The sequence below is a fragment of the Actibacterium sp. MT2.3-13A genome (assembly GCF_018139985.1).
Taxonomy (GTDB): Bacteria; Pseudomonadota; Alphaproteobacteria; order Rhodobacterales; family Rhodobacteraceae; genus JAGSOU01.
Genome location: NZ_JAGSOU010000006.1, coordinates 152,691 through 177,768 on the forward strand (window position 1 = coordinate 152,691; position 25,078 = coordinate 177,768).

Sequence of the window (25,078 nt, forward strand, 5' to 3'; positions counted from 1 at the left end):
ATGAGAGAGATTACCCTGTCCCAGGCCGTCAACGAGGCCCTCGCCGAGGAAATGCGCCGCGACGAGACCGTGTTCATCATCGGCGAGGATGTCGCCGAGGCCGGCACCCCCTTCAAGGTGCTCAGCGGGCTGGTCGAGGAATTCGGAACCGATCGTGTGGTCGACACCCCGATCGCCGAGCCCGGCTTCATGGGGCTTGCCGTCGGCGCGGCCATGACCGGCACGCGGCCCGTGGTCGACCTGATGTTCGGCGACTTCATCTTTCTGGTGATGGATCAGCTGTGCAACCAGGCGGCCAAGACCCATTACATGTCGGGCGGCAAGCTGAACGTGCCGCTGGTGCTGCGCACCAATCTCGGCGCCACCCGGCGCTCGGCCGCGCAACATTCGCAATCCCTGCACGCGCTGGTGGCCCATATCCCGGGGCTCAAGGTCGCCTTGCCCTCGTCGGCCTACGAGGCCAAGGGCCTGATGAAGACCGCGATCCGCGATAACAACCCGGTGGTGATCTTCGAAGACAAGCTAATGTACAACGACAAGGCGCCGGTGCCGGAAGAGGAATTCCTGATCCCCTTCGGCGAGGCGAACATCAAGCGCGAAGGCCACGACGTCACGCTCATCGGCACCTCGTCCATGGTGCAGGTCTGCGAGAAAGCCGCGGACATCCTGGCCGCCGAGGGGATCAGCGCCGAGGTCATCGACCCGCGCACGATCGTGCCGCTGGACGAGGAAACGCTGCTGAAATCCGCCAGGAAAACCTCGCGCGTGATCGTGGTGGACGAAGGCCACCAGAGCTACGGCATCACCGGCGAGATCGCCAGCCGGATCAACGAGAAGGCGTTCTATCACCTCGACGCGCCGGTGCTGCGCATGGGCGCGATGGACGTGCCCGTGCCCTTCAGCCCGGCGCTTGAGGACATCACCGTGCCCACGCCCGAAGGCGTGGCCGAGAACGCACGCAAATTGATGAGCGGGGAGATGATCCATGCCGCATGAGGTGATCATGCCCGCCTTGGGCATGGCGCAGGATACCGGCCTGATCGTCGCCTGGCACAAGAGCCCCGGCGACGAGGTCGCAACCGGCGACGTGCTGTTCGAAGTGGAAACCGACAAGGCGACGATGGAGGTCGAGGCCCAGGCCGACGGCTTCCTCACCCAGGTGCGCGCCCACGCCGGCGACGAGGTCCCGGTGGGGGACGTCATAGCCCTGATCGGCGACACGACCGAGGCGGTGCACACCGCGGAATCGCCCGCAGGCAGCGCCGCGGCCACGGCGGCGCTGCCGGACGGCAATGAGGTCATCATGCCGGCCCTCGGCATGGCGCAGGACACCGGCCTGATCGTGGCCTGGCACAAGGCGCCCGGCGACGCGGTGGCCGCGGACGATATCCTGTTCGAGGTCGAAACCGACAAAGCCACCATGGAGGTCGAGGCGGGGCACGACGGCTATGTCGCCGCGCTTCTGGCCGAAGCCGGCGAAGACGCCCCGGTCGGCGATCTGATCGCGATCATCTCGGCCGCAAAACCCGACGCGCCGGTGCAGCTGAGCCGCAAGGGCCAGCCCGCCGCAGCAGCGCCGGCACCGGCCGCCGAGGCGCCGCCGCAACCGGCAGCGGATCCTGTCCCGGAAAAACCGGCCGGGGCCGCCAAGCCTGCGGCAAAGTCCGAAACCGGGCGCATTCTGGCCTCGCCCAAGGCCCGACGGCTGGCGCTTGAACAGGGGTTGGACCTGGCCCGGCTGGTCGTGGCCGGTCATCCGCAGCCCTACCATGTGAGCGACATCGAGGTTCTGAAATCCCTGCCTGACGAGGGGGCCGGCACCGCGCAGGCCGCGGCGGCGCGTCACCTCGTGGCCGACCTGCCGGGCGAAGGATTCACCGCCTTCGCCGCGTGGGCGGCCGAGACCGCAGGGCTGAAGGACGCCGATGCGCTGCTCGCCGGGCTGGCCGCGGCCAGTCTTGGCCGCCAGCGCGCCGCGGTGGCCGTGGAAGGCTTCGGCGAGACGCGGATCTACACCGTGCCCGCCGGCCCCTTCGGCGCGATCGCCGAGGCCGAACCCGGCACGCCCCCTGACCTGCGCCTGCGCGACCTGCGCTTCAGCCGCATCACGGCCGTGCGGCTGGGGGCCGAGGACAGCCCGGTCCTCTCGGTCGCCGCGTCGGGCGCGGGGCTGCGGCTGACGCTGGAATGCGCCGCCCACCAGTTGTCCGCCGGCGAGGCCGTCAGCCTTCTTTCCAATTTCGCAGGCCGGATGGAGCAGCCGCTCCGCCACCTGCTTTGAGCCATGGAGCACAACATGGAATACACCGATCTCTACATCAACGGCGAATGGCGCAAGGGCGCGGCAGGCGTGCGCTTCGACGTTCTGAACCCCGCCACCGAAGAGGTTCTGGCCTCGGTCGCCTCGGCCGAGATCGCCGACGCCGATGCCGCGCTGGACGCCGCCGAGGCCGCGATGGCCAACTGGGCCGCGCGCACCCCGCGCGAACGTTCCGAGGTGCTGCGCAAGGCGTGGGAGCTGATGACCGCGCGGCTGGAGGACTTCGCACGCCTCATTACATTGGAAAACGGCAAGGCGCGCGCCGATGCGATGGGCGAGGCTACCTATGCCGCCGAGTTCTTCCGCTGGTTCGCCGAAGAAGCGGTGCGCGCCGACGGGCTGATCACCCATGCGCCCAGCTCGGGGGCGCGGATCATGGTGCAGCACAAACCCGCAGGTCTCGCCGTGCTGGTCACGCCGTGGAACTACCCCGCCGCCATGGGCACCCGCAAGATCGCCCCGGCTCTGGCCGCCGGCTGCGCGGTGATCATCAAGCCCGCCTCCGAAACGCCCCTGACCATGTTGGCGCTGATGCCGCTGCTGGAAGAGGCCGGTGTTCCGCCGGGTCTGGTCAACGTGCTGCCGTCGAAACGCACCGGCGCGCTGGTCGATCACATGCTGCATGATCCGCGCGTGCGGGTGGTGTCCTTCACCGGCTCGACCGGCGTGGGCCGCAAACTGCTGCATTCGGCCGCCGATCAGGTGCTCAAACCGGCGATGGAACTGGGGGGCAACGCGCCGCTGATCGTCTTCGAAGACGCTGATCTCGATGTCGCGGTCGAAGGCGCCATGCTGGCCAAGATGCGCAACCTGGGTGAGGCCTGCACCGCGGCCAACCGCATCTATGTGCACATGGACGTTGCCGAGGAGTTCACCCGCCGCCTCGCCGATGCCATGGGCGCGCTCAAGGTCGGCGATGGCGTCGATCCGAGCGTCGACGTTGGCCCGCTGGTCAATGCCGACACCCGCGACAAGGTGGCGGCCTTCGTGGCCGATGCCGTGGCCAAGGGCGCCAATGTGGAGATCGGCGGTCAGACCCCGAACGGCAAGGGTTTCTTCTACCCGCCCACGGTGCTGTCGAATGTGCCCGAGACCGCCGACTGCGTGCATGACGAGATATTCGGCCCGGTCGCAGCGATCCAGACCTTCACCGATCAGGAGGACGTCATCCGCCGCGCCAATGACACCGAATACGGCCTGGTGGCCTATGTCTTCTCCGAGGACATGAAGCGCGCGCTGCAGGTCTGCGAACGGCTGGAGTACGGCATGGTGGGCCTGAACCGTGGGCTTGTCAGCGACCCGGCGGCCCCATTCGGCGGGGTGAAACAGTCGGGTCTGGGCCGTGAGGGCGGGCATGAGGGCATGCTCGAGTTCATGGAAACCCAATATATCTCGGCTAGTTGGTAAGGGGGCGGACATGAGCGACGTCATCGCACCGCCCTCGGTCCGGGCGCTGGCCCTGCAAAAGGGCATCGACCTTGAGAAACTGGCCCGCGACCTGGGCCGCAGCTCGATCGCGCGCGAGGATCTGGAGGGCAGCAAGCCCGCCGCAGGACGCGCGGGCAACACTTCATACTGGGATGTGGATCATTCGGTCTACGGCCCGGTCAGCGAAGAGCCGATGAGCCGTTTCGCGCAGGTCGCCGCCGCGAACCTCGCGGCCGCCAACGCGCTGATCCCGCAGGTGACGCACCACGACCGCGCCGATGTCACGGCCATCGAGGCGCTGCGCCAAGAGCTCAAGTCCGAGGCGCGGGCGCGAGGCGTCAAGCTGACCGCGCTGGCCTTCCATGTGAAGGCGCTGGCGCGGGCCTTGCGCGAGTTTCCGCGCTTGAACGCCTCGCTGTCGCCGGATGGCAAAACCCTGATCCTCAAGAATTATGTCCATGTCGGCATCGCCGTGGACACCGCCCATGGCCTGATGGTTCCGGTCATCCGCGACGTCGACAAAAAGGGTCTGTGGCAGGTCGCCGCCGAGATCGCGGACCTCGCCTCGCGGGCGCAGGACCGCAAGGTCGGGCCTGACGAAATGGGAGGCGCCTCGATGACCATTTCGTCGCTCGGCGGGATCGGGGGGACGGCCTTTACCCCGATCGTCAACCCGCCCGAAGTGGCGATCCTCGGCATCACCCGCACTGAGACCGTCACGGTGTGGGACGGCGACGCCCCGCGCCCGGTGCCGATGCTGCCGCTTGACCTGTCCTACGATCACCGGGTGATCAACGGCGCCGACGCAGCGCGGTTCATGACCTATCTCTGCGGCCTGCTGGCCGATCCGCGCCGGATGATGGTCTGAGGAGGCGAAGATGGCCGAAAATCATGCTGATTTCATCGTGCTCGGCGCAGGCCCCGGTGGCTACGCCTCCGCTTTCCGCGCCGCCGATCTGGGGCGCAAGGTGGTGTTGGTCGATCCCCGCACCACCTTGGGCGGCGTCTGCCTGAACGAGGGCTGCATCCCGTCCAAGGCCCTGCTGCATGCCGCCGAAGTGATCCGTGAATCTCAGGAGATCGGCGCGTGGGGGATTGCGCTGAGCAAGCCCAAGGTCGACCTTGATGCGCTGCGCGCCAAGAAAGACGGCATCGTTGCGCAGCTGACCGGCGGGCTCAGCGGGCTGGCCCGGCGCCGCAAGGTCGAGGTGGTGCGCGGCACCGCCGTGTTCACCGGAGAGAACAGTCTCGACATCGACGGCGCGGCCTGGAGCTTCGACCAGGCGGTGATCGCCGTCGGCTCGGCCCCGATCCAACTGCCCGGCTGGCCCGAGGATGACCGCATCTGGGATTCCACCGCCGCGCTGGAATTGCGCGAGATCCCCAAGCGGCTGACCATCGTCGGCGGCGGCATCATCGGGTTGGAAATGGCCACGGTCTACTCGGCGCTGGGCGCCCAGGTAACGGTGATCGAACTGGCCGACCAGATCGCCCCGGGCGCGGATGCAGAGGCGGTGCGCATCCTGCATGCGGCGCTGGAACAGCAGGGCATCACCCTGCACACCGCCACCAGGGTCGTCTCGGTCAAGGCAATGAAAGCGGCGCTGACCCTGACCTGCGAGGGCGCCTTCGAGGGAGAGATCAAGGCCGATGCCGCGATCCAGGCTGTCGGGCGGCGTTCGAACGGACCGCGTGTCAAGCCCGAGGCCGCCGGCGTCGAGGCCGATGAGCGCGGCATCATACCGGTCGATCCCTCGTGCCGAACCAACCGGCCGCATATCTTCGCCATCGGCGATGTGACCGGCAACCCGATGCTCGCCCACCGGGCCACGCATCAGGGGCATGTCGCGGCCGAGGTGGCCACGGGCCATGCCGCCGCGCTGGATACCGATCTGATCCCTTCGGTCGCCTACACCTCGCCCGAACTCGCCTGGGCCGGCATGACCCAGGCACAGGCCGAGGCGCGCGGCATAAAGCATAAGGTGACGAGCTTCCCCTGGGCCGCCAGCGGGCGCAATCTCAGCTCCGGCGGCGGCGACGGGCTGACCAAACTGGTCTATTGTCCCGACACTCACCGGCTGCTCGGCGCGACATTGATCGGCAATAACGCCGGGGAGTTGTTGGCCGAATGCGTGGTCGCGATGGAAATGGGGGCGACCCTTGAGGACATCGCCTTCTCGGTTCATGCGCACCCGACGGTATCCGAAACGGTCGCGTTTGCGGCAGAGCGGGCGATGGGCACGTTGACTGACCTTTAGCCCTGCCTTGGAAGTGATCCAATTCCTCCTGTGGCATTTCACTGTGAGATGGCACAGGTCATGATCTGAGACCCGACGTTCCTCCAGCCATGGGGAGAATCCGTCAGTGTGTTTCTGGCCTCGTGCGGCCTTCATTTCCAGTCTCGTTTTCCTGGTGAATTCCTCGGGCGTGAGATTGCCCGGGGAAGAGTGGGTTCGATCCGGCTGTGATCCTCCTTCCATGCGGTGATCTTGGCGCGTGCCTCGTCGAGCGACGGGAACAGCGTCTTGTTCAAGGGCTCTTCGCGGTAGCTGCCGTTGAAGCACTCGACGAGGCCGTTCTGCGTCTGCCACCCCGCAGAAGTCGCCAATACCGTCGCCTTCCTCGCTTCCGACGACGCGAGCTTCGTCAACGGCACGGCGACCTATATTGGCAATGGCTGGCATGCGAAGGGCTGATGCTACTTGCCCTCAGCGACACTTGCTCCTTTGCGTTAATGCGCAGCCGAGTTGTAAAGGCACAAGGCCGCCGGCTCATGACCGGAGGCGGCTGTTGTCCGGGTCCCATGCAGGTTCTTCGGGAAGGACCATCGCAGGGCTCGTTCGTCCGTAGCCGGAGACCTCAAGTTCGGTGCCCGGTTCGGCCAGATCGGCACGAAGCATACCCAGGCCGAGACAGGCCTGGACCCTGTGCCCCCAGCCAGACGATGTCAGCTCTCCCACGACCTCGCCATTGTGAAACAGGGAAGCCATGTAGGGCGGATCGAACTCCCCCGCTTCGATTTTCAGCGTGACGAAGCGTTTGCTCACTCCGCTGGCGGCCTGCGCTTCCAGCGCCCCTTTGCCTCGGAAATCGGGCTTGCCGAAGTCCACGAAGCGGTCCAGCCCCGCTTCGAGCACCGTGTAATCGGTCGAAAGGTCCTGCTTCCAGGCACGGTAGCCCTTTTCGATCCGCAGGGAATCGAGCGCGAACATGCCGAAGGGCCGCAGTCCCAGCGGCGCGCCAGCCTGCGTCAACGCGTCGTGGATGGCTGGCATGTCGTCAAGCCGCGCGTGGATTTCCCAGCCCAGTTCACCGGCGTAGCTCACCCGCATCAACTTCGCCTCGGCGCCTGCGATCCGGGCATTCTGCACGCTCAGCCAGGGGCGGGTGAGATCGGCATCCGTCAGTGGGGCGAGGATCTCACGGCTCTTGGGGCCGGTGACGATCAGGCACGACCAATCATCGGTTTCGTCGCTCAGCTCCAGCCCAGCATCCAGCTGTGCCAGCAGCCATTCCTTGTCATGCAGCTGTGCCGTTGCGGCGGTGATCAGCCAGAACTCATCCTCGTCCAGCCGAGCCAGCGACATCTCGGTTACGATCCGCCCCTTTACGTCTGCGAAATAGCCAAGGCCGACGCGCCCGATCTTGGGTGCCCGCCCGGTAATCTGCCGCTCAAGCCAGGCCGCCGTCCCCGCGCCGCGCAGCCGGAAACGTGAAAATCCCGGCAGGTCGAGAACGCCCGCCGCGTCGCGCACCGCCGCGCATTCTTCGGCAACGGCCCCTTCCCATGGACCGTCGCGCCGCCAGGTCTGGGTGCCTTCTTCGCTGGTGTCGTCGCCGGGGCGGGCGAACCAGGCCGCTCTTTCCCAGCCGTTCCACGCGCCGAAGACCGCGCCAGCGGCCGCCATCCGGTCATGCAGGGGACCGTGTTTCTTATCGCGCCCTTCCGGCCAGAAATGATGCGGGAAATGCATGGCGTATTCGTGGCCATAGACCTCCATGCCCTTGGCGATACAATACTCGTGGTCCTCGAAGCCGGTAAAACGGCGCGGGTCGCAGGACCACATGTCCCATTCGGTCGCCCCTTCGGTGATCCATTCGGCCAGCACCTTGCCGGCGCCACCGCCCTGGCAGATTCCGAAGGTGAAGACGCAGGCTTCGAACGCATTCGGAACCCCCGGCATTGGACCAATCAGGGGATTGCCGTCGGGCGTGTAGGGAATCGGGCCATTGATCACCCGGGCCAGATTGGCCTTTTCCAGAAGCGGCACGCGGGCCATGGCGTCGCCGATATGCCATTCCAGACGGTCCAGATCGTCCGGGTAGAGCTGGAAGCTGAAATCCTCGGGGAACGGATCGTCGGGCGTCGCCCAGTGCGCTCTGCAATTTCCCTCGTACGGACCGAGGTTGAGCCCGTATTTTTCCTGCCGCAGGTAATAGGAGCTGTCCACGTCGCGCAGCAGCGGCAGCTTGTGCCCGGCATCTCGCGACCACGTTTCCAACTCGGGGATCGTATCGAAAAGCAGATATTGATGGCTCATCACCACCATCGGCACCTCGCGGCCAAACAATCGCCCGACCTGTTGCGCGTAATACCCCGCCGCGTTCACGACACATTCGCAGCGGATTTCGCCCTTTGGCGTTTCGAGAATCCATTCGCCACCCTCGCGGCGCACGCCGGTAACAGGGCAGAACCGTTCGATATGCGCCCCTTCCATACGCGCCCCCTTGGCCAGCGCCTGGGTCAACTGTGCCGGGTCGATATCACCGTCGTAGGGATCGTAAAGCCCGCCGCTGAGACCGTGGGTTTCCAGGAAGGGATAGACTTCGCGCAACTCTTCCGGCGTCATTACCTCCAGATCCATGCCCTGGTGACGCCCCATCGCCTTGACCCGTTGGAATTCCTGCAACCGCTCGGCGCTGTGACCGATGCGCACGGAGCCGGTGACATGGTAATTCATCGGGTAGTCTACCGCGTCGCCCAACTGCCGGTAGAGTTCAGTCGAATAGCGCTGCATGTTCATGATCGACCAACTGGAGGAAAAGGTTGGGACATTGCCCGCCGCATGCCAGGTCGATCCCGCGGTCAATTCATTCTTGTCCAGCAGCACGCAATCGCGCCAGCCTGCCTTTGCCAGATGGTAAAGAGCCGAAGCACCGATCACGCCGCCGCCGATAATCACAACGCGTGCTGAGGACGGAATTGCGGACATCAGACCATCTCCATGCATTATTCCCATCAATAACGTGGCACCGACAACGCAATAAGAACAATGAATTTTTTCGCAGGATTTCACACGCGGGAGCGCGGGCTTGGCTTGTGTTTCGATTAAGCGCCCCGGCCCATCCGTGACTTCGGAAAAATGGGGTCGCCAAGATACGCCGATCCGAACACGCAAGTACCCCTCCAGGCGAGCCAGCGCAGGCTTTGTGTCCACTGCTCGAGCCGCTGGCGTCCGTGACGAAGGCCCAACAACGCTACCTACCCGCAAGCGCTCCGATGGCTCGGATCAGTTCGTCCATGCGGAACGGCTTGGACACATAGGTGTCAAAGCCGTTCATGATGTATTCGCTGACCTGATGGGACATGGCGTTGGCGGTTAAGGCGATCCGCACCCACACGGGGTCGTCTTCATCCTGACAGCCGTAGGACAGGAAGATGAAATCCTCGAAGGGCTCGCGCGCTGCGATCTTCTCATGCAGCCAGGCCCAGTCGGCGCTGCGCTCTACCGCGGGCTTGCCGGCCCTCATTTCGTTGCGTGTCTTTCCAATGATCTCCGATGTCGGCAGGCCCGTATGCGTTGAGTAGCTCTCGGAGACGTAGGTGAAACGCAACTCGCTGTCCTGCTCCCAAAACCAGTCACTGCTGACTTCCGCGATGTCGAAGAACCGGCGCTCCGCCGCGTCCCGCTCCGCCAGCGCGTGCTCGAGATCTGCCTCTCGCTTCATCTGCTTGCTGACGTCGAGATGGATGCCGGACAGACTTTGCGGTTTGCCGGCCTTGTCGCGCTCGGAAACGCGGCCTCGCGACAGAATCCAGACCCAGTGTCCGTCCTTGTGGCGCATCCGCAGACGGTGTTGACACCCAGTAATGTCTGCCGTCCTTGGCGCGGTTCTGGATTTCCGCCTCGACTGGCGCTCCGGCATCCAGCGCGGCGCGGATGCGGGCCGTGGTTTCAGGATCGGTCTGCTCGTCATGCAGCAATTGCGCCGGGGTCTTGCCTCGCGCCTCCTCCAGCGTGTAACCGCTGCGCGCCTCAAAGGCCTCGTTGCACCAAGTGATGTGGCGCTGGCGGTCCGTTATGATGAGGAGAATTCCCGTACGCAATGCCGTGTTTCTCAGCCGTTCCAGCAGGCGTTTGTTCCAGTACTCGGCCGTCACGTCCTGGAATGTGAAGATAAAGGTTGGCTTGCGCTTGTCTTTTCCCTGTTCCCGGCAGACCGCTGTTACCCTGAACCATCTCGGATCGTCCTCGATGGTCCGAGGAAAGATTTTCGAAACGGCCTGTCCATTCTGACGAACCGCTTCCATAATCTCCCGCGCGAGCGCCGCAATATCGGCCGGAAGGGCATTTTCCAGCCGCTGGCCAAGCCAGTCCTCTTCGCCCAGGCAGAGCCACTCTCCAGCTCCGCCCATACTGGCGAAGAGCAAGCGGCCGTCTTCCGAGATCTCGAAAACGATGTCGGGAATGGCATTGGGGCTGCTATCCGCCTGCGCGTGCTCTTGCGTCAGTAAGGAAAGTTCAGGTGCTGCGGCGGTCGGCTTCTGTCTCTCCATGACCGGAAGCAGGCGCGTGAGGATTGGCGCCAACTCCTCCACAAGGCCCTTGCTGAGCGTAGCGACACCCGAGAAGGATTCAAGAAGAACGAAGCCGCGCAAATCGGTCTGAGTTCCGATTGGAAGGGCGAAGTTCCGCGCGGTGGTGTCTGTGCCTTCTCCCGACGGCTGCTCGCCGCTCGCCGGTGGTGCCTGGGCGGGTTTGTTTTTCCGCAGAGCACGGAGCCAGACCAGCCGGTCATCCTCGGAAAGGCGCAGCCAGGCGTCCTTTCCCCTCGGGCGGACCTTGTGCGTCCACTGGCCGGCCCTTTCAGCGATGGTGTCGCTGGTGAGGCGATAGAGGGTCACACGGTCGGCTCCCGAGATCGAGGCTATGCTCAGGAGGGCAAGCTCTAACGAGGCGTCGGGATGCGATGCCGCGCCCTTCGAGGCCAAAGGAGTCGCCTGCTCCCATTCTGACTGTTTGGCTTCGACGTGCCGATCCGATTTGTTACCAAGAGTTTCCCTGCGTTCCTCCGCCACCGCAAATTCTCCTAATCACAAGACCAATTGTCACGATCCCCTATGTTACACTTGTCGAGGACGATATTTCGGCAAGAAAGAGGCTCTTTTCTCTGAACAGAAAGGTGGTATTGCCGCGCGAAACGTCAACAGCATCGCCGATGGGAGCTGGGCCAACCGGGCGCTAGAACGAATGTGGCCATTCTACCCCAGATAGCCTGGCTGCCAGCTCGCTAAGTGAGAATTCCGATGCTCAGTTTGTGGCGAAGGCCTGAAAACTGACCTGAGCCGATCTTTTTCAATAAGAAGAGCGATGCCGTGGCAGGTCGCGATCCATGGACGTTATACCTTATGTCATGCGGGGAGGTGTTGTGGCGGGAGGCGGGGCGATCAGTGTCGAGCAGACAGATGCTTTCATCCTGGAAGTTCTCATTTTGCTTTTTCAATTTCAGTTGTCGCTGAGCTGCTCTCACTCAAGGGACGTGTCCATGATTTGCACGGTCCGGCCCTTCGCGCTTCTTGCCATGGCATCTTTGGCAGGCACCGAGCCGAAGGTCGTGTCTTCCGCCGGTCGTGATGTCGTTTGGTCTTTTTTGAGTTGGTTCGGGCCGTCCTCGCGCGGTTCGCGGAGGCGAAAAAATGCCAGCGCGCCGCATCACTTCGGGCTGCTACGGCGCAACAGGTAGATATCCATGATCCAGCCGTGCCGGGCACGGAGCTTTTCGCGGGTATCCATGATCTGCGGGCTGACCTTTTTCAGTGGCCCGGATATCCGGATCTCTTCTGGCATTCCGGCGTAAGCCGACCACCAAATCGTTATACCCTCCGGCGGCAGCGCTTTGAAAGCGCCGCCGTGGTCGAGCATCACCACCACCGTCTGCGCCCCGGCGGGCCATCCCTTGTCGCGCAGGCGGCGGCCGGTGGTGACGGTGAAGGGCTCGCCGATCTCGTTCACCGGGATCGCGTGGCCCGCGGTCAGCGCCTGGATGGAGGTGATGCCGGGGACGACGTTGATGATCAGCGGTAGCTCGCGCGTCACCCTTTGTGCGATGCGCAGGGTGCTGTCGTAGAGCGAGGGGTCGCCCCAGACCAGAAAGGCCACCCGGCCGGAAACGCCCAGCTGGCCGCGGATTTCCCGCGCCCAGACCTGTGCGATGGCATCGTGCCAGTCCTCGACGCCAGCGCGGTAGTCGGGGTTGGCGGCATCGCGCAGGGGCAGGTCGAATTCATGAAGGCGGGGGGCGGGGGTGTCCAGCACCTCGCGGCAGATGCGGTGGCGCAGCGCGGCCAGATCGTCCTTGCCGGCCCCCTTGCGCGGAATGAGGATCAGATCGGCGGCGTTCAGCGCGTCGATTGCCTCAAGCGTCAGGTGCCGGGGATTGCCGGTGCCGATACCGACAAGGTCAAGTTTGATCATGTGGTGGCCCTCAAATGCAGCACGGCCCCGTGAGAGGCCGTGCGATGCGGGGACAAGGGGCGCTCAGCCCGCGTCGTAGAGGCGCGGCTCCAGCAGACCGCTGCCGCGCAGGCCACGCAGCGCCTTGGCCAGGGCCAGCATGCCCAGGTCGGCCAGCGGCTCGACGATCACAACCAGCATGTAGGCCCCGCCGAAGGTCACGACCGAGGCCAGGTTGTCGGCCGTAAAGCCCTGACCATAGAGAGCCCAGAACGCCACCCAGGCCACCACGCCGCCCTGATAGGCGGTGGACAGCGCCAGTGCCTGGCCGTAGCGCAGATCGACGTAAGGGGTATCGGGCGCGATGATCTTCTTCGCCAGCGCCTGCAGGACGTAGAGGGGCACCAGCAGGGTGGTGACGTTCATGCCGTATTGCGGCAGGTCGAAGGGCGCGAAGAACAGCCCCTGGATCAACACGCCCAGCGCCAGGCCGATGGCGGCGGGTGCTGCGCCGAAGATCAGGAACAGGGTGGAGCCGAGGATGAAATGCACCTCGGAAACGCCCACCGGGTAATGCGGCAAGATCTCGAAGAAGGTGAAGACCAGCGCGGTCGTGGCGGCGCTGCGCAGCGCCAGAGAGGCCAGTCCGCTCTGGCGCAGGGTTTCCCAGGTGCGTTTCACTGCGTAAGTGGCCGCCCCTGCGGCGGTGGCATAGCTCAGCGCGATCTTGGCGCCGGCGACGAGGCCGGGTTCGATATGCATGGTCGTGTCTCCCTGCCGTCTCACCCGACGGCGTGTTGAAGGTTGCACCGGCGCGGGCGCCGGCGTTGGGATGAGCCGCGCGTTGCGGTCCCTGACGGCAGGTCTCCTGACTTGCGGGTCGTCGCTCTCCCGGGCCTTCCCGACCTGGTCGCAGGTCAGTGGCATGTTCCGGGCACGCTCGCCGCTTACAGTTGCGGGGGCAGTCACGGAATTGGCGCCTGATGGCTACACCGCACCGTGTTCCCTATTCATCCCTTGGCGCTTCTGGCCGCTGGGAACCGTCATGGTCTGGCATCCCATGCGGGCCGATGCGCTGTCAAGCATCGGGCACCGCCAGAGCGCCATAGAGGATCAGCGCGGGGGCCGCGCCGGAATGCTCGATCAAGTATGCGGCAAGGCTGCCGACGGTGTGGTGGCTGAGCGCCTGTTCAGGCGTCGATACCCCCTCGGCCAGCAGGGCCGGTGTATCCGCGGGCAGGCCTGCCTCGATCAGCTGCGCGGCCAGCCCGGCGAAGGTGCGCCGGCCCATATAGATCACGGTGGTGGCGTCGGGATCGGCCAGCGCGGCCATGTTCATTTCTTCGGGCAGCGCGCCGGTCACGTCATGGCCAGTGATGAATTGCAGCCTCCGCGCGGTCAGGCGCCGGGTCAGCGGAAGCCCCGCCGCGGCGGCCGCGGCCGAGGCGGCGGTGATGCCGGGGATGATTTCGTATGCGATCCCGGCGGCGCGCAGGGCGGTCAGCTCCTCCTCCAGCCGCCCGAAAATGCCCGCGTCGCCCGACTTCAGCCGCACCACCCGCGCGCCGCTGGCGGCGTAATCGACCAGCAACCGGCTGACATGGTCCTGCCTGGGCGAGGGCCGCCCGGCGCGCTTGCCCACGCCCACCAGATCGGCGCCCTCGCGCGCGTGGCTCAGGATCGGCCCGGAGGACAGGTCGTCGAACAGCACCGCGTCGGCCTCCTGCAGCCGCTTGACCGCCTTCAGCGTCAAAAGCTCGGGATCGCCCGGCCCGGAAGAGACGAAACTGACGAAACCGCTCATGTGGCCTCCGCGATCAGGTGGAAGAAGGTGCCGCTGGCCCGTCCCCGGCAGGAGCCCGTCTCGGCCACCTCGGCGCCATTGGCATCGGTGACGCGCGCCAGCGGCGGGTCGGGCTGGTCGAGGATGGTGGAGTAGTGGAACTCATGCCCCCTCAGCCGTGCGCCGGGGGTGTGGCCGGGCAGGGGGGCGGAAAGCTCGGCCAGGCGGTAGCCCAGATGCATCTTGCGTTTCTCGTAGGAGGTCACGAGGCCCAGCAGCCCCGCCATCCGGTGGCGCTGGCCGTCCTTGTCGATCAGCCCCGCGCCCATGGCCATGTAGCCCCCGCATTCGCCATGGACGGGGCGGGTTTCGGCAAAAGCCCGGAGCGCAGCGCGGAAATTTTCGGCCTCGGCCAGCCGGCCTGCGTGAAGTTCAGGATAGCCGCCGGGAAGCCAGCAGACATCAGCGCTCGGGTCGGGGGCCTGATCGGCGAGCGGCGAGAAGGGCAGAATCTCGGCCCCCGCCGCGCGCCAGCCCTCCAGCAGATGCGGGTAGACGAAGGAAAAGGCCGCATCGCGGGCCAGCGCGATGCGTTGGCCCGGGGGCGGTGTCCTGCGCGCGGCGTTTCCAGGCCGGGCCGTGGGCCGGGCGGAGGCACGCAGGCGGCGCAGGTCGATATGGTCGGCGACGAAGCGCCCGGCCTCGGACAGGATGCGCTCCAGCGCGGCATGTTCCTCGGCCTGCACGAGGCCTAGATGACGCTCGGGCATCTCGACCGATTTCAGCCGGGGCAGGGCGCCGAGAACGGGGATGCCCGCGGCCTGCATGCCAGCGCGCACCAGCGCCTCGTGCCGCGGGCTGGCCACCCGGTTCAGAACCACGCCCGCCAGGTGCACATCCTCGCGCAGCGCGGCAAAGCCCGCCGCCACCGCCGCCGCCGACTGCGCCTGACCCGAGACATCCAGCACCAGCACCACAGGCCAGCCGGTCAGCGCCGCGATGTCGGCGCTGGCCCCGCTACCGGTCTCGCCCGGGCAGGCCACGCCGTCGAAGAGCCCCATCGAGCCCTCGGCCAGCACCAGGTCGGCCCCTTCGGCGGCCCCGATCAGCTGGCCGATCAGCCCCGGCCCCATGGCCCAGCTGTCGAGGTTGACCGAGGCCCGGCCAGAGGCGGCGTGGTGAAAGCCGGGGTCGATATAGTCGGGGCCGCTCTTGAACGGCTGCACCTTCAATCCCTGATCGCCGAGCGCCCGCAAAAGCCCCAGCGTCAGCGTGGTCTTCCCCGCCCCCGAGGCGGGGGCCGAGATGAGAAGGCCGGGGGGCAGCATCATTCGGACCCCTCGGGGAAGCGCGGATCGGTGCCCACGGGGCGGAAGCGGCGGTCGTAATCGCCCGCGTAGAGGCAGCTTTCGTCGAAATCCTCGGTGCGAAGGGTGGGGCCCACCAATATCAGCGCGGTGCGCCCGCGCTCCCCGCCGGTAGCCTCTATCAGAGTGGCCAGCGTGGCCTTGACAACCCGCTGGTCGGGCCATGTGGCGCGCCAGACCACGGCGACAGGGCAGTCGGGGCTGTAATGCGGGGTCAGTTCGGCCACCACCCGCTCCAGCACATGCACCGAGAGGTGAATGGCCAGCGTGGCGCCGGTGGCGGCGAAATTAGCCAGGGTCTCGCCCTCGGGCATGGCGCTGGCGCGGCCCGAGGTGCGGGTCAGCACCAGCGATTGTGCGATGCCCGGCAGGGTCAGTTCGGCCCCAAGCGCGGCGGCCGCGGCGGCAAAAGAGGGCACGCCAGGGGTCACGTCATAAGGGATGGCCATCGCGCGCAGCCGGCGCAGCTGTTCGCCCATGGCCGACCAGACCGAGAGGTCCCCCGAATGCAGCCGCGCCACGTCATGGCCTGCCACGTGGGCGGCCTCGATCTCGGCCATGATCTCGTCCAGCGACAGCGGCGCGGTGTTCACGATCCGCGCGCCCGGCGGGCAATGTTCGAGCAGCGCCTCGGGCACCAGCGAGCCGGCATAGAGGCAGACCGGGCAGGCGGCTATCAGGTCGCGCCCGCGCAGGGTGATCAGGTCGGCGGCGCCGGGGCCTGCGCCGATGAAATGCACGGTCATGTGTCGGGTCCTTCTGCGATTGCCGCGGTGGCCATTCCGTCGGCCGAGGCCATGCGCGGCGCCAGCAGCCGCGCGCCGGGTCCGGCGGCGGCCAGCGCGGCGGCCTCGGCCAGCGAGCCGGTGCCGAATTGCGCCTGCTGGCGGGGGGATTGAGTGAGGGTTTTCTGGGCGGCGAGCTGCGCCGCGGGCACCGCGTGCAGCGGCACGCCCAACTCTGCCGCCAGCCGGGCGATCTGCGGCGCGGCGGCCTTGTGCGCGGCGGTGGCGAGCGCCTGCACGGGCGGACCCGCGAGCCTCAGCGCCTCGCGCAGCGCCTCGACGGGCGCGTGTTTGCGGAAACCGATGCCTGCCACCCTCATCGCGTCACGCTCCATTGCGTGATGGGCCGGGCGCGGTCCCAGCCGCGCATCCGGCCCAGGGGGGCGGCCTCGGCCAGCTCGACGCGCAACAGGCTGCCGCCTCGGGTGGCGTGCCACTGGATCAGCAGCGCCTCGGTCTCCAGCGTCACCGCGTTGGTGACCAGCCGGGTGCCTTGGGGGAGCCTTTCCCAGAGGCTGGTCAGAACCGCGTCGGAGGCGCCGCCGCCGAGGAAGACGGCATCCGGCGCGGGCAGGCCGTTCAACGCGCCGGGGGCGGTGCCTTCGATCACCTCGATGCGGTGGCTCAGGCCGAAGCGGGCCGCATTGGCCCGGATATTGGCGGCGCGGTCGGGGCGAGGCTCGATGGCCAGCGCGCGGGTGCCGGGCGCCGAGAGGGACCATTCGACCGAGACCGCCCCCGATCCCGCGCCGATATCCCACAGAAGCTGTCTCGGCCGGGGGGTTAAGGCAGAAAGCGTCAGCGCGCGGACGGGGCGCTTGGTGATCTGGCCGTCATGGGCGAACAGGTCGTCAGGCAGGCCACTGGCGCGGGGCAGGCCGGGCGCGCCTTGCGCCTCGATGGCGACGGCCACGGGGGCGGAGACCTCGGCCAGATCGAAGCTTTCGGCGCGGCCGTGGTGCAGGCGCTCGCGCGGGCCGCCCAGGGCCTCCAGAACGGTCAGGGCGGAGGGGCCGAAGCCCTGCGCGGTCAGCCATCCGGCCAGCGCCCCCGCCGCCGCGCCGTCGCGCAGCAGGCAGATCGCGCGTTCCCCGGGCGCCAGCAGGGGAACCAGCCGCTCGAAGGGCGCGGCGTGCAGGCCGATACAGAGAGTTTCCTCCAGCCGCCAGCCCAGCCGGGCCGCGGCCAGGGAAAAGGTTGAGGGCGCGGGGAAAGCCTTCCATTCGCCGGGTGCCAGATGCGCGGCCAGCGTGCCGCCAGCGCCATGCCAGAACGGATCGCCCGAGGCGAGAACGGCCACCTTTTGCCCCCGGCAGGCCAGAACCTGCGAAACCGAGAAGGGCACCGGCCAAGAGCGTCCGCGCATGCCCGCCTGGGCCAGTTCGAGATGCCGCGGGCCGCCAAAGATCACCTCGGCCCGGTCCAGCGCGGCGCGGCTTGCGCCCGGCAGCCCGTTCAGGCCATCTTCGCCGATACCGATGATGCTCAGCCAGGGGTCAGACATGACGCGTATCCTTGTTCTCGGCGGCACGAGTGAGGCCACGAGGCTGGCCCGCAGCCTGGCCGAGGCGCGGGCCGATGCCGTGTTTTCCTATGCCGGGCGCACGACTGCCCCGGCAGCGCAGCCCTTGCCTACCCGCGTGGGCGGCTTTGGCGGGGTCGAGGGGCTGATCGACTATCTGTGGCGCGCGAGGATCACTCATGTTGTGGACGCCACCCACCCCTTCGCAGCAAAGATGAGCGCCAATGCTGTGGCCGCCTGCCGAGAGGCCGGCGTCGCCCTCTGCGCGCTGGAGCGCGCATCGTGGCAGGCCGGGCCGGGGGATGACTGGCAGCATGTACCGGACATGGCCGGGGCGGTGGCCGCCCTTCCGGACCGGCCTATACGGGTGTTTCTGGCCATCGGGCGGCAAAACCTGCCCGAGTTCGCCGGAAGGCAGCAGCATTTCTACCTGCTGCGGCTGGTGGACAGGCCGGAGGGGGCGCTGCCCCTGCCGCGCGCCGAGGCGGTGATCGCGCGCGGCCCCTTCACGCGGGAGGGGGACCGCGCCTTGCTGGAAGAGCATGCCATCGATCTGGTGGTGGCCAAGAACGCGGGCGGCGCGGGGGCGTGGGCCAAGTTGGACGCGGCGCGTGATCTGGGCCTGCCGGTGATCCTGATCGACCGGCCCGCGATTCCGGCGCGCAGGGTGCTGGGCCGCGTGGACGAGGTGATGGCTTGGCTGCGTCATTCCGCGCGCCTCGGGGTGTAGACATGGCGCCCGGCGCGGCGGGTGTCGGGATTGCCCAGGATCACCACGGTGCGCATGTCGGCCATCTCGGGCGTGGCTTCGCCCAGCGTGACGGTGGTCAGTTCCTCGGTCGGTTTCGACACGTCGCGGGCGAAGGAAATCAGCCTCGCGTCGCCGCATTCCTGGCGCAGGATCTGCAGAGCGCGGGCGAATTGATGCGGGCGGCTTTTCGAACGCGGGTTGTAGAAGGCCATGGCGAAGCCCGCCTGCGCGGCCAGCTTCAGGCGGCGCTCGATCAGCGCCCAGGGCTTGAGGTTGTCGCTGAGATTGATCGCGCAGAAATCATGGCCCAAGGGTGCGCCCAGCCGGGCAGCGGCAGCCAGCATGGCCGTGATGCCGGGCAGGATGCGGATCTCCAGCTCCTGCCACTCCGCCGGCCTGGCCTCCAGCGCCTCGAACAGCGCCGAGGCCATGGCGAACACCCCCGGATCGCCTGACGAGACCACGACGACCCGCCGCCCTTCGGCCGCCATTCGCAGGGCATGGGTGGCGCGGTCGACCTCGACCCGGTTGTCCGAGCCGTGCAGGGTCAGCCCCGGGCGCGGGGCCACGCGGGCGACATAGGGGAAATAGCCCACCACGTCGCTGGCCTGCGCCAGCGCGGCCGTGACCTCGGGCGTGACCAGCGCCTCGTCGCCGGGACCCAGCCCGGCAACCGCCACCCAGCCGCTCATGGTCGCCGCCCCTGTCCATGCACGATGGCGATGCTGAAATAGGGTACGGGACCCTCCACCTTGGCCAGAGGCTGGACGGATTGCCCGGGCATAGTGCCACGCTCCACCAGCCAGGCGTCGTTCAGCCGCCCGGCACGCTCCAGCGCGCGGCGCAGCTTGGGCAGGTTGCGGCCGATTTTCATCACCACCAGCGCGTCGGTATCGGCGGCGCGGCGGGCCAGCTCGATCTCGGGAAGAGTGGCCGTCGCCACGGTCAGCACATCGTCACCCCAGGTGATCGGCTGGCCGGTCGCGGTCCAGCATCCCGACATGCCGGTGATTCCCGGCACCACCTCGACCGGCACGCGCCCCTGAAGGCGGCTGTGCAGATGCATGAACGAGCCGTAGAAGAACGGGTCGCCCTCGCACAGCACCACCACCTCCTCGCGCGCGGCCAGATCGGCCAGCCGCCTGGCCCAACCGTCGTAGAAGGCCCCGAGCAGTCGGTTATACTCGGGGTCGGTGAAGGGTATTTCGGTGGTTACCGGGTATTCCATGGCGTGTTCGGCCGCCTGTGGCGCAATCAGATCCTCGACGATCCGGCGCGCCTGACCGGCCCGCCCGTCCTTGCGGAAATAGGCCACCTGCCGCGCGTTGCGGATCAGCCTGTCGGCGCGAAGGCTCATCAGATCGGGGTCGCCGGGGCCAAGCCCCACGCCAATCACCTTGCCCATGCTCATTCCTTCCAGCTGGCCAGCGCGTTGACGGCGGCCACGGTAATGGCCGAGCCGCCCAGCCGCCCTTTCACGATCAGCGACGGCGCGGGCAGGTCTTCCATCAGCGCCTCCTTCGACTCGGCCGCGCCGACGAAGCCCACCGGGCAACCGATGATCGCGGCGGGGCGGGGGCAGGCCGGGTCCTGCAGTATGTTCAGCAGGTGAAAGAGCGCGGTGGGCGCGTTGCCGATGGCCACCACGGCGCCGTCGAGATGAGGGCGCCACAGCTCCAGCGCTGCGGCGGAGCGGGTGTTGGTCATCGCTTTCGCCATTTCAGGCACGGCAGGGTCGTGCAGGGTGCAGATCACCTTGTTGTCGGCGGGCAGGCGCGAACGGGTGATGCCCTCGGAGACCATGCGCGCGTCGCACAGGATCGGTGCGCCCTCCTGCAGGGCTTTGCGCGCAGCCTTGGCCATTCCGGGCGAGAAGCGCACGTCGCGTTCCAGCCCGACCAGCCCCGCGGCATGGATCATGCGCACCACGACGGGTTCTTCCTCGGGGGTGAAACGGGCCAGATCAGCCTCGGCCCTTATGGTGGCGAAGCTTTGGGTGTAGATCGCCGCGCCGTCGGTTTCATAAAGATGGGGCATTCAGGGGCCTTTGGTCAGGACATCGGGGTGAGAGGTCAGGTCATCGGGGCTCAGGCCGGTCTTGTCTGGCGGGTCGCCGGCGCGGCCATTGCGGATCAGGTCGAAACGGTCGGGGCCGGTGGCCGCCAGGGTTAGCGGGGCGGGGCCGGGATGGGCGCAGCCCTTGGCGCAGCCCGAGACATGCAGCAGCGCTCCTTGCGGCAGATGCGGGGCCAGCGCGCGTCCCAGCGGCCGGGTGGCAGACAGGGCCTGCCGGCAGGCCGGCGCGCCGGGACAGGCCACGATGCGCAGGCGCGGGTCATCGGGCGTGGTGATCAGGCCGGGCATGGCCGGGGCGCGGGCGGCCCCCTCGATCAGCAGCATTCGCCAGGGCGTGAGGCGCAAAGCGCCCTTCTTGGCCAATGTTGCCAGCGTTTCGGCGCGCATCTGCCCGAATTCCAGAGCCACGAGCATCCCCTGCACGCAGCGCCCCGGAGCGGGCGGTGCCGAACCGCTGGCACTGGTGCCTGCGGTGAAAGCAGAGGGCAGTGGCGTGCCCTTGTCCAGATGCGCGGCCATGCGGCCCCGGCCCTGAGGCGCACCGCCGGTATCAACGAACCAGCGGGCCAGGATCAGGGCCAAATCGGCCGCCGAGTCGCGCGTGACCCGGGCGCCGGTTTCAGCGCCATCGGCCCGGCATATCAGCCCGCCGTCCGCGCCGCGCTCCAGCCGGATATCGGCGGAAGTTGCGCCCAGCAGCGAGGCGGCGCCGCAATCGACGGCAAAGCCGAACTTGCCGGGGAGGTCGGGCGCGTCTGGCGCAGCCAGCCTCTTGGCCAGGGCGGTGGCAATGCAGTGGCTGTCATCGCCAGGCGTCCAGAACGGTGTCAGAGCGACATTGCGCCGGGCCTCGGCCTCGGCGCTGGCGTCGATCAGGCCCAGGTCGCGCAGGCCCTCGATCAGCTCGGGGTGGCTGTCGGCGGTGACGCCCCGCAGCTGGAGATTGGCGCGCGAGGAAAGATCGATCAGCCCGTTGCCATGGCGCAGGGAAAGCGCGGCGATGCCGGCCGCCTGTTCGGGGCTCAGCCGTGCCAGCCGCGGCCGCACCCGCACCACCAGCCCGTCGCCCGACGCCATCGGATGCAGCGCACCCGGGCACCAGCCGCGGATCGCGGGGCGGCTCATACGCCGCCCTCCAGCGCAGCGGCGATGGAATTGCGCCGTGTGGCCCACAGCCCGGCCTTCTGCAGCGAGTGGAAACGGTCGCGCATGGCCTGCAGGGCCTGCAGGTTTTCCCGCCTCATGAAGGCCACCAGATCCGCGCGCCCCAGCGTGGCCTCGAAATAGAGGTCGAAGAGATGCGCGGGCACCACGCCTGCCAGATGCGCGAAGGCGGCCATGTGATCGAGCGTCGCCGCGATCTCCGCCGCGCCGCGAAAGCCATGCCGCATCATGGCGCTGGCCCAATCCGGATTGGCGGCGCGGGCGCGGGTGACGCGGGCGATCTCTTCGCCCAGGTTGCGGGCCGCGGGTGCGTCGGGGCGGGTGGCGTCGAGGTGATAGAGTGCCGGGGCCTTGGCCCCCAGCCGCGCCATGGCGGCGGCGAATCCTGCCTCATGCGCGGCATAGTCTGAGGCCATCAGAAGATCGGTCTCGGGCAGGTCCTGAAGATGCACGAAGGCCTCGGCCGATCTGACCCGCGCCTCCAGAGCCTCCCGCGCCGGGGTGGCGGTGCCGCTGGCGTCGATAGCGTGGGAAGAGGCGTTGAGCCACGCCTCGCCCGCCGCCGCGCGGGCCTCGTCGGAATAGTCCTCCAGCGCGGTGCCCATGTTCAGCCCGTATTGCCCGGGCTTGGGGCCGAAGACGCGGGGGGCACTGACGAGATAGGGATTGTCGGCCGCGGCCTCGTCGCGCTGGGCCAGCGCGCCGGTCGCCGCCCCGAACATCTGTGCCAGCCCCGGGAACACGTCGCGGAACAGGCCCGAGACGCGGAGCGTCACGTCGATGCGCGGGCGGTTCAGCAGGGCAAGCGGGATCACCTCGAAACCGCTGACCCGTTCCGAGCCGTTATCCCATTTCGGCGCCAGCCCCGCCAAGTGCAGCGCCATGGCAAATTCCTCGCCCGCTGTACGCATGGTGGCCGAGCCCCAGAGATCGACGACCAGCCCGCGCGGCCAGTCGCCGTGATCCTGCAAATGCCGGCGCAGCAGTTCCTCGGCCAGTTTCACCCCCTGCGCATGGGCCGCGCGCGAGGGCACGGCGCGGGGATCGGTGGTGAAGAGGTTGCGCCCCGTGGGCAGGACATCCGCCCGCCCGCGGAAGGGCGAGCCCGAGGGGCCGGGCGCCACGAACCGGCCCGACAGCGCCGCCAGCAGCCCGGCGCGCTCCTGCGCGCCGCACTCGCCCGCGCCGAACACGTGGAGGCCCTCGCCGAACTGGCTTTCCTTGATGTCGCAGACGAAGCGGTCGATGCGGGTGATCGCCTCGGCCGGGCTGGTCTCGGGCGCCAAGCCCAGGTCGGCCTCCACCCCGGTGCCCTGCGCCTCGGCCCTTATGTCGGCAATCAGCCGGTCGCGCCGCGCGGGGTCGAGCCCGTCTGCGGTGGAATATTCGTCCAGCAGGTGTTCCAGCCGGCCCATCCCCTCGGGCAGCTTGGTCTTCGACAGCGGCGGTGGCAGGTGGCCGATGGTCACAGCGCCGATGCGCCGCTTGGCCTGGGCCGCCTCGCCGGGGTCGTTGACGATGAAGGGGTAGATCACCGGCAGCGCCCCGGTCAGCGCCTCGGGCCAGCAGTCGGAGGACAGGGCCACCGCCTTGCCCGGCAGCCATTCCAGCGTGCCATGGGCGCCGATATGGATCAGCGCGTCGGTCTGAGCGCGAAGCCACAGGTAAAACGCCACATAACCGTGGCGCGGGGTGCGGGCGAGGTCGTGATAGTCGTCGGCGCGGGTTTGCACCTCGCCACGTTCGGGCTGCAGGGCGATGAGGGCCTTGCCCGATCGCAGCGCGGCGAAGCGGAAGGCCCCGTCGCCGAAGGCGGGGTCGTCTTCGGGCGTACCCCAGGCGACGCGCAGGTCGTCGCGCAATGCCTGCGGCAGGGTCTCCAGCGCATCGAGATAGTCCTGCAACGGCCAGGACAGGGTCTCCGACAAAAGCGTCTGGCCGAGATCGGGCGTTCCGTCGGTTTCGTAACCTTCGCCGGCAAGCGCCCCGAGAATGGCATTGCAGGAGTCCAGCGCATCCAGCCCCACCGCATGGGCCAGCTGATGCGCCTTGCGCGGATAGGTCGAGAGCACCAGCGCAATGCGTTTCTGGGCATTCTCCAGCGCGGCCAGCCGGTGCCAGCCCGCCACGCGGTCGGAGATGGCGGCGACGCGCGTCGCGTCCGCACGATGGGCGAAACGGCTGTATTCCAGCTCGGGGTCGCGCCTGCCCGGCGATTTGAAACTGGCGACACCGGCGAAGAGGCGGCCATCGACCTCGGGCAGGACCACATGCATTGCCAGATCGGCGGGCGACAACCCGCGCTCGGCCTCGGCCCAGTCGCGCCTGCGCGCGGTGGAGAGCGCTACCTGGAACACCGGGCAGCCCGCGGCGTTCAGCGGCGAGGGCGCGCCGTCGGCTCCCTGCGCCGAGAAGGCGGTGGCGTTGACGATGGCGGCAGGCCGCAGCCGCGCGATCTGGCGGCGCAGCCAGTCGGCGGCGGCGGGTGCCTTGAGGCTGAGGGCGAAGACGCCGTGGGCCTCGAAACCGCGCGCCTCAAGCGCGCTGATCAGCGCGTCGACCGGATCGGTGTCGGCGGCGGTGAGGTACGAGCGGTAGAAGCTCACCAGCGCCAGCGGTTTGTCCCCAGGCTCCGGCGCCGGGATGACGCCGACCCCAGGCCGGTAGAACCCCAAAGCGGGCACCGTCTTGGCCCCCGCCACCGGCCCGGCGTAGAGCCCGGCGGCCAGCGCCAGCTGCGCCAGAGCCGCCTGCGCCGCCACCGCGCCGCCTGCATCGCAAAGCGCGTGCAGTCGCCGCAGCGTGCTTACCGGCAGGGTGGACAATTCGTCCAGCCGCGTATCCGGCCGCCCGTCCGCGGGCAGAATGGCCAGCGCAATTCCCTGCCGGCGCGCCATGTCCTGAAGCGTGGCTAGCCCGTAGGGCCAATAGCTTTCCCCACCGATCAGCCGCACCAGCACGCCCTTGGCGCCGCTTAGTGTCTGCTCGGCATAGGTGTCGACCGAGAGCGGATGCTTTAGCGCCACCAGATTGGCCAGCCGCAGCGAGGGCAGCGTCCCGCCCGCCCGGTGCCACCCCGCCGCGAAAGCCCCCAGGTCGCTGTCGGAAAAGGACAGCACCACAAGATCGGCCGGGCTCTGGCCCAGATCCTGCGGAGTGTCGGCTTCCTCCAGACCGTGGCTTTCGCGAAAGATCACATGCATCGCG

General features: G+C 67.8%; 21 protein-coding genes, 1 pseudogene and 1 riboswitch. Of the genes and pseudogenes, 6 read left to right on the top strand and 16 right to left on the bottom strand.

Annotation, left to right across the window (positions count from 1 at the left end):
- Genes KCI33_RS07750 through lpdA form a run of 5 tightly spaced genes read left to right on the top strand, consistent with a single transcriptional unit; the run spans position 1 to position 6,006 of the window.
- A complete protein-coding gene (locus KCI33_RS07750) occupies positions 1-996 on the top strand; it encodes an alpha-ketoacid dehydrogenase subunit beta (RefSeq protein ID WP_212524197.1) in 996 nt (331 codons plus the stop codon).
- Positions 986-2,281: a biotin/lipoyl-containing protein gene (locus tag KCI33_RS07755; protein WP_212524198.1), complete on the top strand. Its 1,296-nt coding sequence runs from the start codon at positions 986-988 to the stop codon at positions 2,279-2,281. Before KCI33_RS07750 ends, KCI33_RS07755 begins: the two co-directional genes overlap by 11 nt.
- A gap of 15 nt (positions 2,282-2,296) precedes the next feature.
- The gene (locus KCI33_RS07760; protein WP_212524199.1) at positions 2,297-3,727 is read left to right on the top strand and encodes an NAD-dependent succinate-semialdehyde dehydrogenase; all 1,431 of its coding nucleotides are present in this window, start codon (positions 2,297-2,299) and stop codon (positions 3,725-3,727) included.
- Positions 3,728-3,737: 10 nt separating this feature from the next.
- Positions 3,738-4,616: a 2-oxo acid dehydrogenase subunit E2 gene (locus KCI33_RS07765; RefSeq protein WP_212524200.1), complete on the top strand. Its 879-nt coding sequence runs from the start codon at positions 3,738-3,740 to the stop codon at positions 4,614-4,616.
- A 10-nt stretch (positions 4,617-4,626) separates the two neighbouring features.
- Positions 4,627-6,006 (top strand): dihydrolipoyl dehydrogenase, encoded by a 1,380-nt coding sequence (lpdA, locus tag KCI33_RS07770; RefSeq protein ID WP_212524201.1) that lies wholly within the window; start codon positions 4,627-4,629, stop codon positions 6,004-6,006.
- Between the two features lie 209 nt (positions 6,007-6,215).
- Here the strand turns inward: lpdA and KCI33_RS18035 are convergent.
- From KCI33_RS18035 to cbiE, 11 genes and pseudogenes are all read right to left on the bottom strand, one after another.
- Positions 6,216-6,404: pseudogene (locus tag KCI33_RS18035) on the bottom strand (integrase core domain-containing protein); the annotation flags it as partial.
- Between the two features lie 115 nt (positions 6,405-6,519).
- Positions 6,520-8,961: an FAD-dependent oxidoreductase gene (locus KCI33_RS07780; protein WP_212524203.1), complete on the bottom strand. Its 2,442-nt coding sequence runs from the start codon at positions 8,959-8,961 to the stop codon at positions 6,520-6,522.
- A gap of 265 nt (positions 8,962-9,226) precedes the next feature.
- Entirely contained in the window at positions 9,227-9,583 is a 357-nt protein-coding gene (locus KCI33_RS07785; protein ID WP_212524204.1) for a hypothetical protein, read from the bottom strand.
- Positions 9,584-9,608: 25 nt separating this feature from the next.
- A complete protein-coding gene (locus tag KCI33_RS18095) occupies positions 9,609-11,048 on the bottom strand; it encodes a PAS domain-containing protein (protein ID WP_212524205.1) in 1,440 nt (479 codons plus the stop codon).
- 634 nt (positions 11,049-11,682) lie between these two features.
- Positions 11,683-12,444: a precorrin-6A synthase (deacetylating) gene (cobF, locus tag KCI33_RS07795; protein ID WP_212524206.1), complete on the bottom strand. Its 762-nt coding sequence runs from the start codon at positions 12,442-12,444 to the stop codon at positions 11,683-11,685.
- 63 nt (positions 12,445-12,507) lie between these two features.
- A complete protein-coding gene (locus KCI33_RS07800; protein ID WP_212524207.1) occupies positions 12,508-13,185 on the bottom strand; it encodes an energy-coupling factor ABC transporter permease in 678 nt (225 codons plus the stop codon).
- 78 nt (positions 13,186-13,263) lie between these two features.
- Positions 13,264-13,483, bottom strand: a riboswitch (cobalamin riboswitch).
- A gap of 18 nt (positions 13,484-13,501) precedes the next feature.
- Positions 13,502-14,227: a uroporphyrinogen-III C-methyltransferase gene (gene cobA, locus KCI33_RS07805; protein WP_212524208.1), complete on the bottom strand. Its 726-nt coding sequence runs from the start codon at positions 14,225-14,227 to the stop codon at positions 13,502-13,504.
- Positions 14,224-15,537 carry a cobyrinate a,c-diamide synthase gene (locus KCI33_RS07810; protein ID WP_249138965.1) on the bottom strand — a complete coding sequence of 438 codons (1,314 nt, stop codon included), beginning with the start codon at positions 15,535-15,537 and terminating at the stop codon, positions 14,224-14,226. The genes cobA and KCI33_RS07810 overlap by 4 nt, the downstream gene beginning before the upstream one ends.
- Entirely contained in the window at positions 15,534-16,319 is a 786-nt protein-coding gene (gene cobM / locus KCI33_RS07815; RefSeq protein WP_212524209.1) for a precorrin-4 C(11)-methyltransferase, read from the bottom strand. The genes KCI33_RS07810 and cobM overlap by 4 nt, the downstream gene beginning before the upstream one ends.
- On the bottom strand, positions 16,316-16,678 hold the full coding sequence (locus KCI33_RS07820; protein ID WP_212524210.1) for a cobalamin biosynthesis protein: 363 nt from the start codon (positions 16,676-16,678) through the stop codon (positions 16,316-16,318). Before KCI33_RS07820 ends, cobM begins: the two co-directional genes overlap by 4 nt.
- Positions 16,675-17,862: a precorrin-6y C5,15-methyltransferase (decarboxylating) subunit CbiE gene (gene cbiE / locus KCI33_RS07825; protein WP_212524211.1), complete on the bottom strand. Its 1,188-nt coding sequence runs from the start codon at positions 17,860-17,862 to the stop codon at positions 16,675-16,677. The genes KCI33_RS07820 and cbiE overlap by 4 nt, the downstream gene beginning before the upstream one ends.
- On the opposite strand from cbiE, the gene KCI33_RS07830 reads away from it, so the two are divergent.
- Positions 17,861-18,610 carry a cobalt-precorrin-6A reductase gene (locus tag KCI33_RS07830; RefSeq protein WP_212524212.1) on the top strand — a complete coding sequence of 250 codons (750 nt, stop codon included), beginning with the start codon at positions 17,861-17,863 and terminating at the stop codon, positions 18,608-18,610. The two genes, cbiE and KCI33_RS07830, sit on opposite strands and share 2 nt — an antisense overlap.
- Here KCI33_RS07830 and cobJ read toward each other — a convergent pair.
- From cobJ to cobN, 5 genes are read right to left on the bottom strand one after another with little or no spacing between them, the layout of a single operon-like run.
- Positions 18,586-19,323 (bottom strand): precorrin-3B C(17)-methyltransferase, encoded by a 738-nt coding sequence (gene cobJ / locus KCI33_RS07835; RefSeq protein ID WP_212524213.1) that lies wholly within the window; start codon positions 19,321-19,323, stop codon positions 18,586-18,588. The genes KCI33_RS07830 and cobJ overlap by 25 nt on opposite strands.
- Positions 19,320-20,036, bottom strand: coding sequence for a precorrin-2 C(20)-methyltransferase (locus KCI33_RS07840; protein ID WP_212524214.1), 717 nt, complete (start codon positions 20,034-20,036; stop codon positions 19,320-19,322). The genes cobJ and KCI33_RS07840 overlap by 4 nt, the downstream gene beginning before the upstream one ends.
- Positions 20,037-20,038: 2 nt before the next feature.
- Positions 20,039-20,668, bottom strand: a complete 630-nt coding sequence (locus tag KCI33_RS07845; RefSeq protein ID WP_212524215.1) for a precorrin-8X methylmutase — start codon at positions 20,666-20,668, stop codon at positions 20,039-20,041.
- Entirely contained in the window at positions 20,669-21,832 is a 1,164-nt protein-coding gene (gene cobG, locus KCI33_RS07850) for a precorrin-3B synthase (protein WP_212524216.1), read from the bottom strand.
- Positions 21,829-25,074 (bottom strand): cobaltochelatase subunit CobN, encoded by a 3,246-nt coding sequence (gene cobN / locus KCI33_RS07855; RefSeq protein WP_212524217.1) that lies wholly within the window; start codon positions 25,072-25,074, stop codon positions 21,829-21,831. The genes cobG and cobN overlap by 4 nt, the downstream gene beginning before the upstream one ends.
- Between the last annotated feature and the right edge of the window lie 4 nt (positions 25,075-25,078).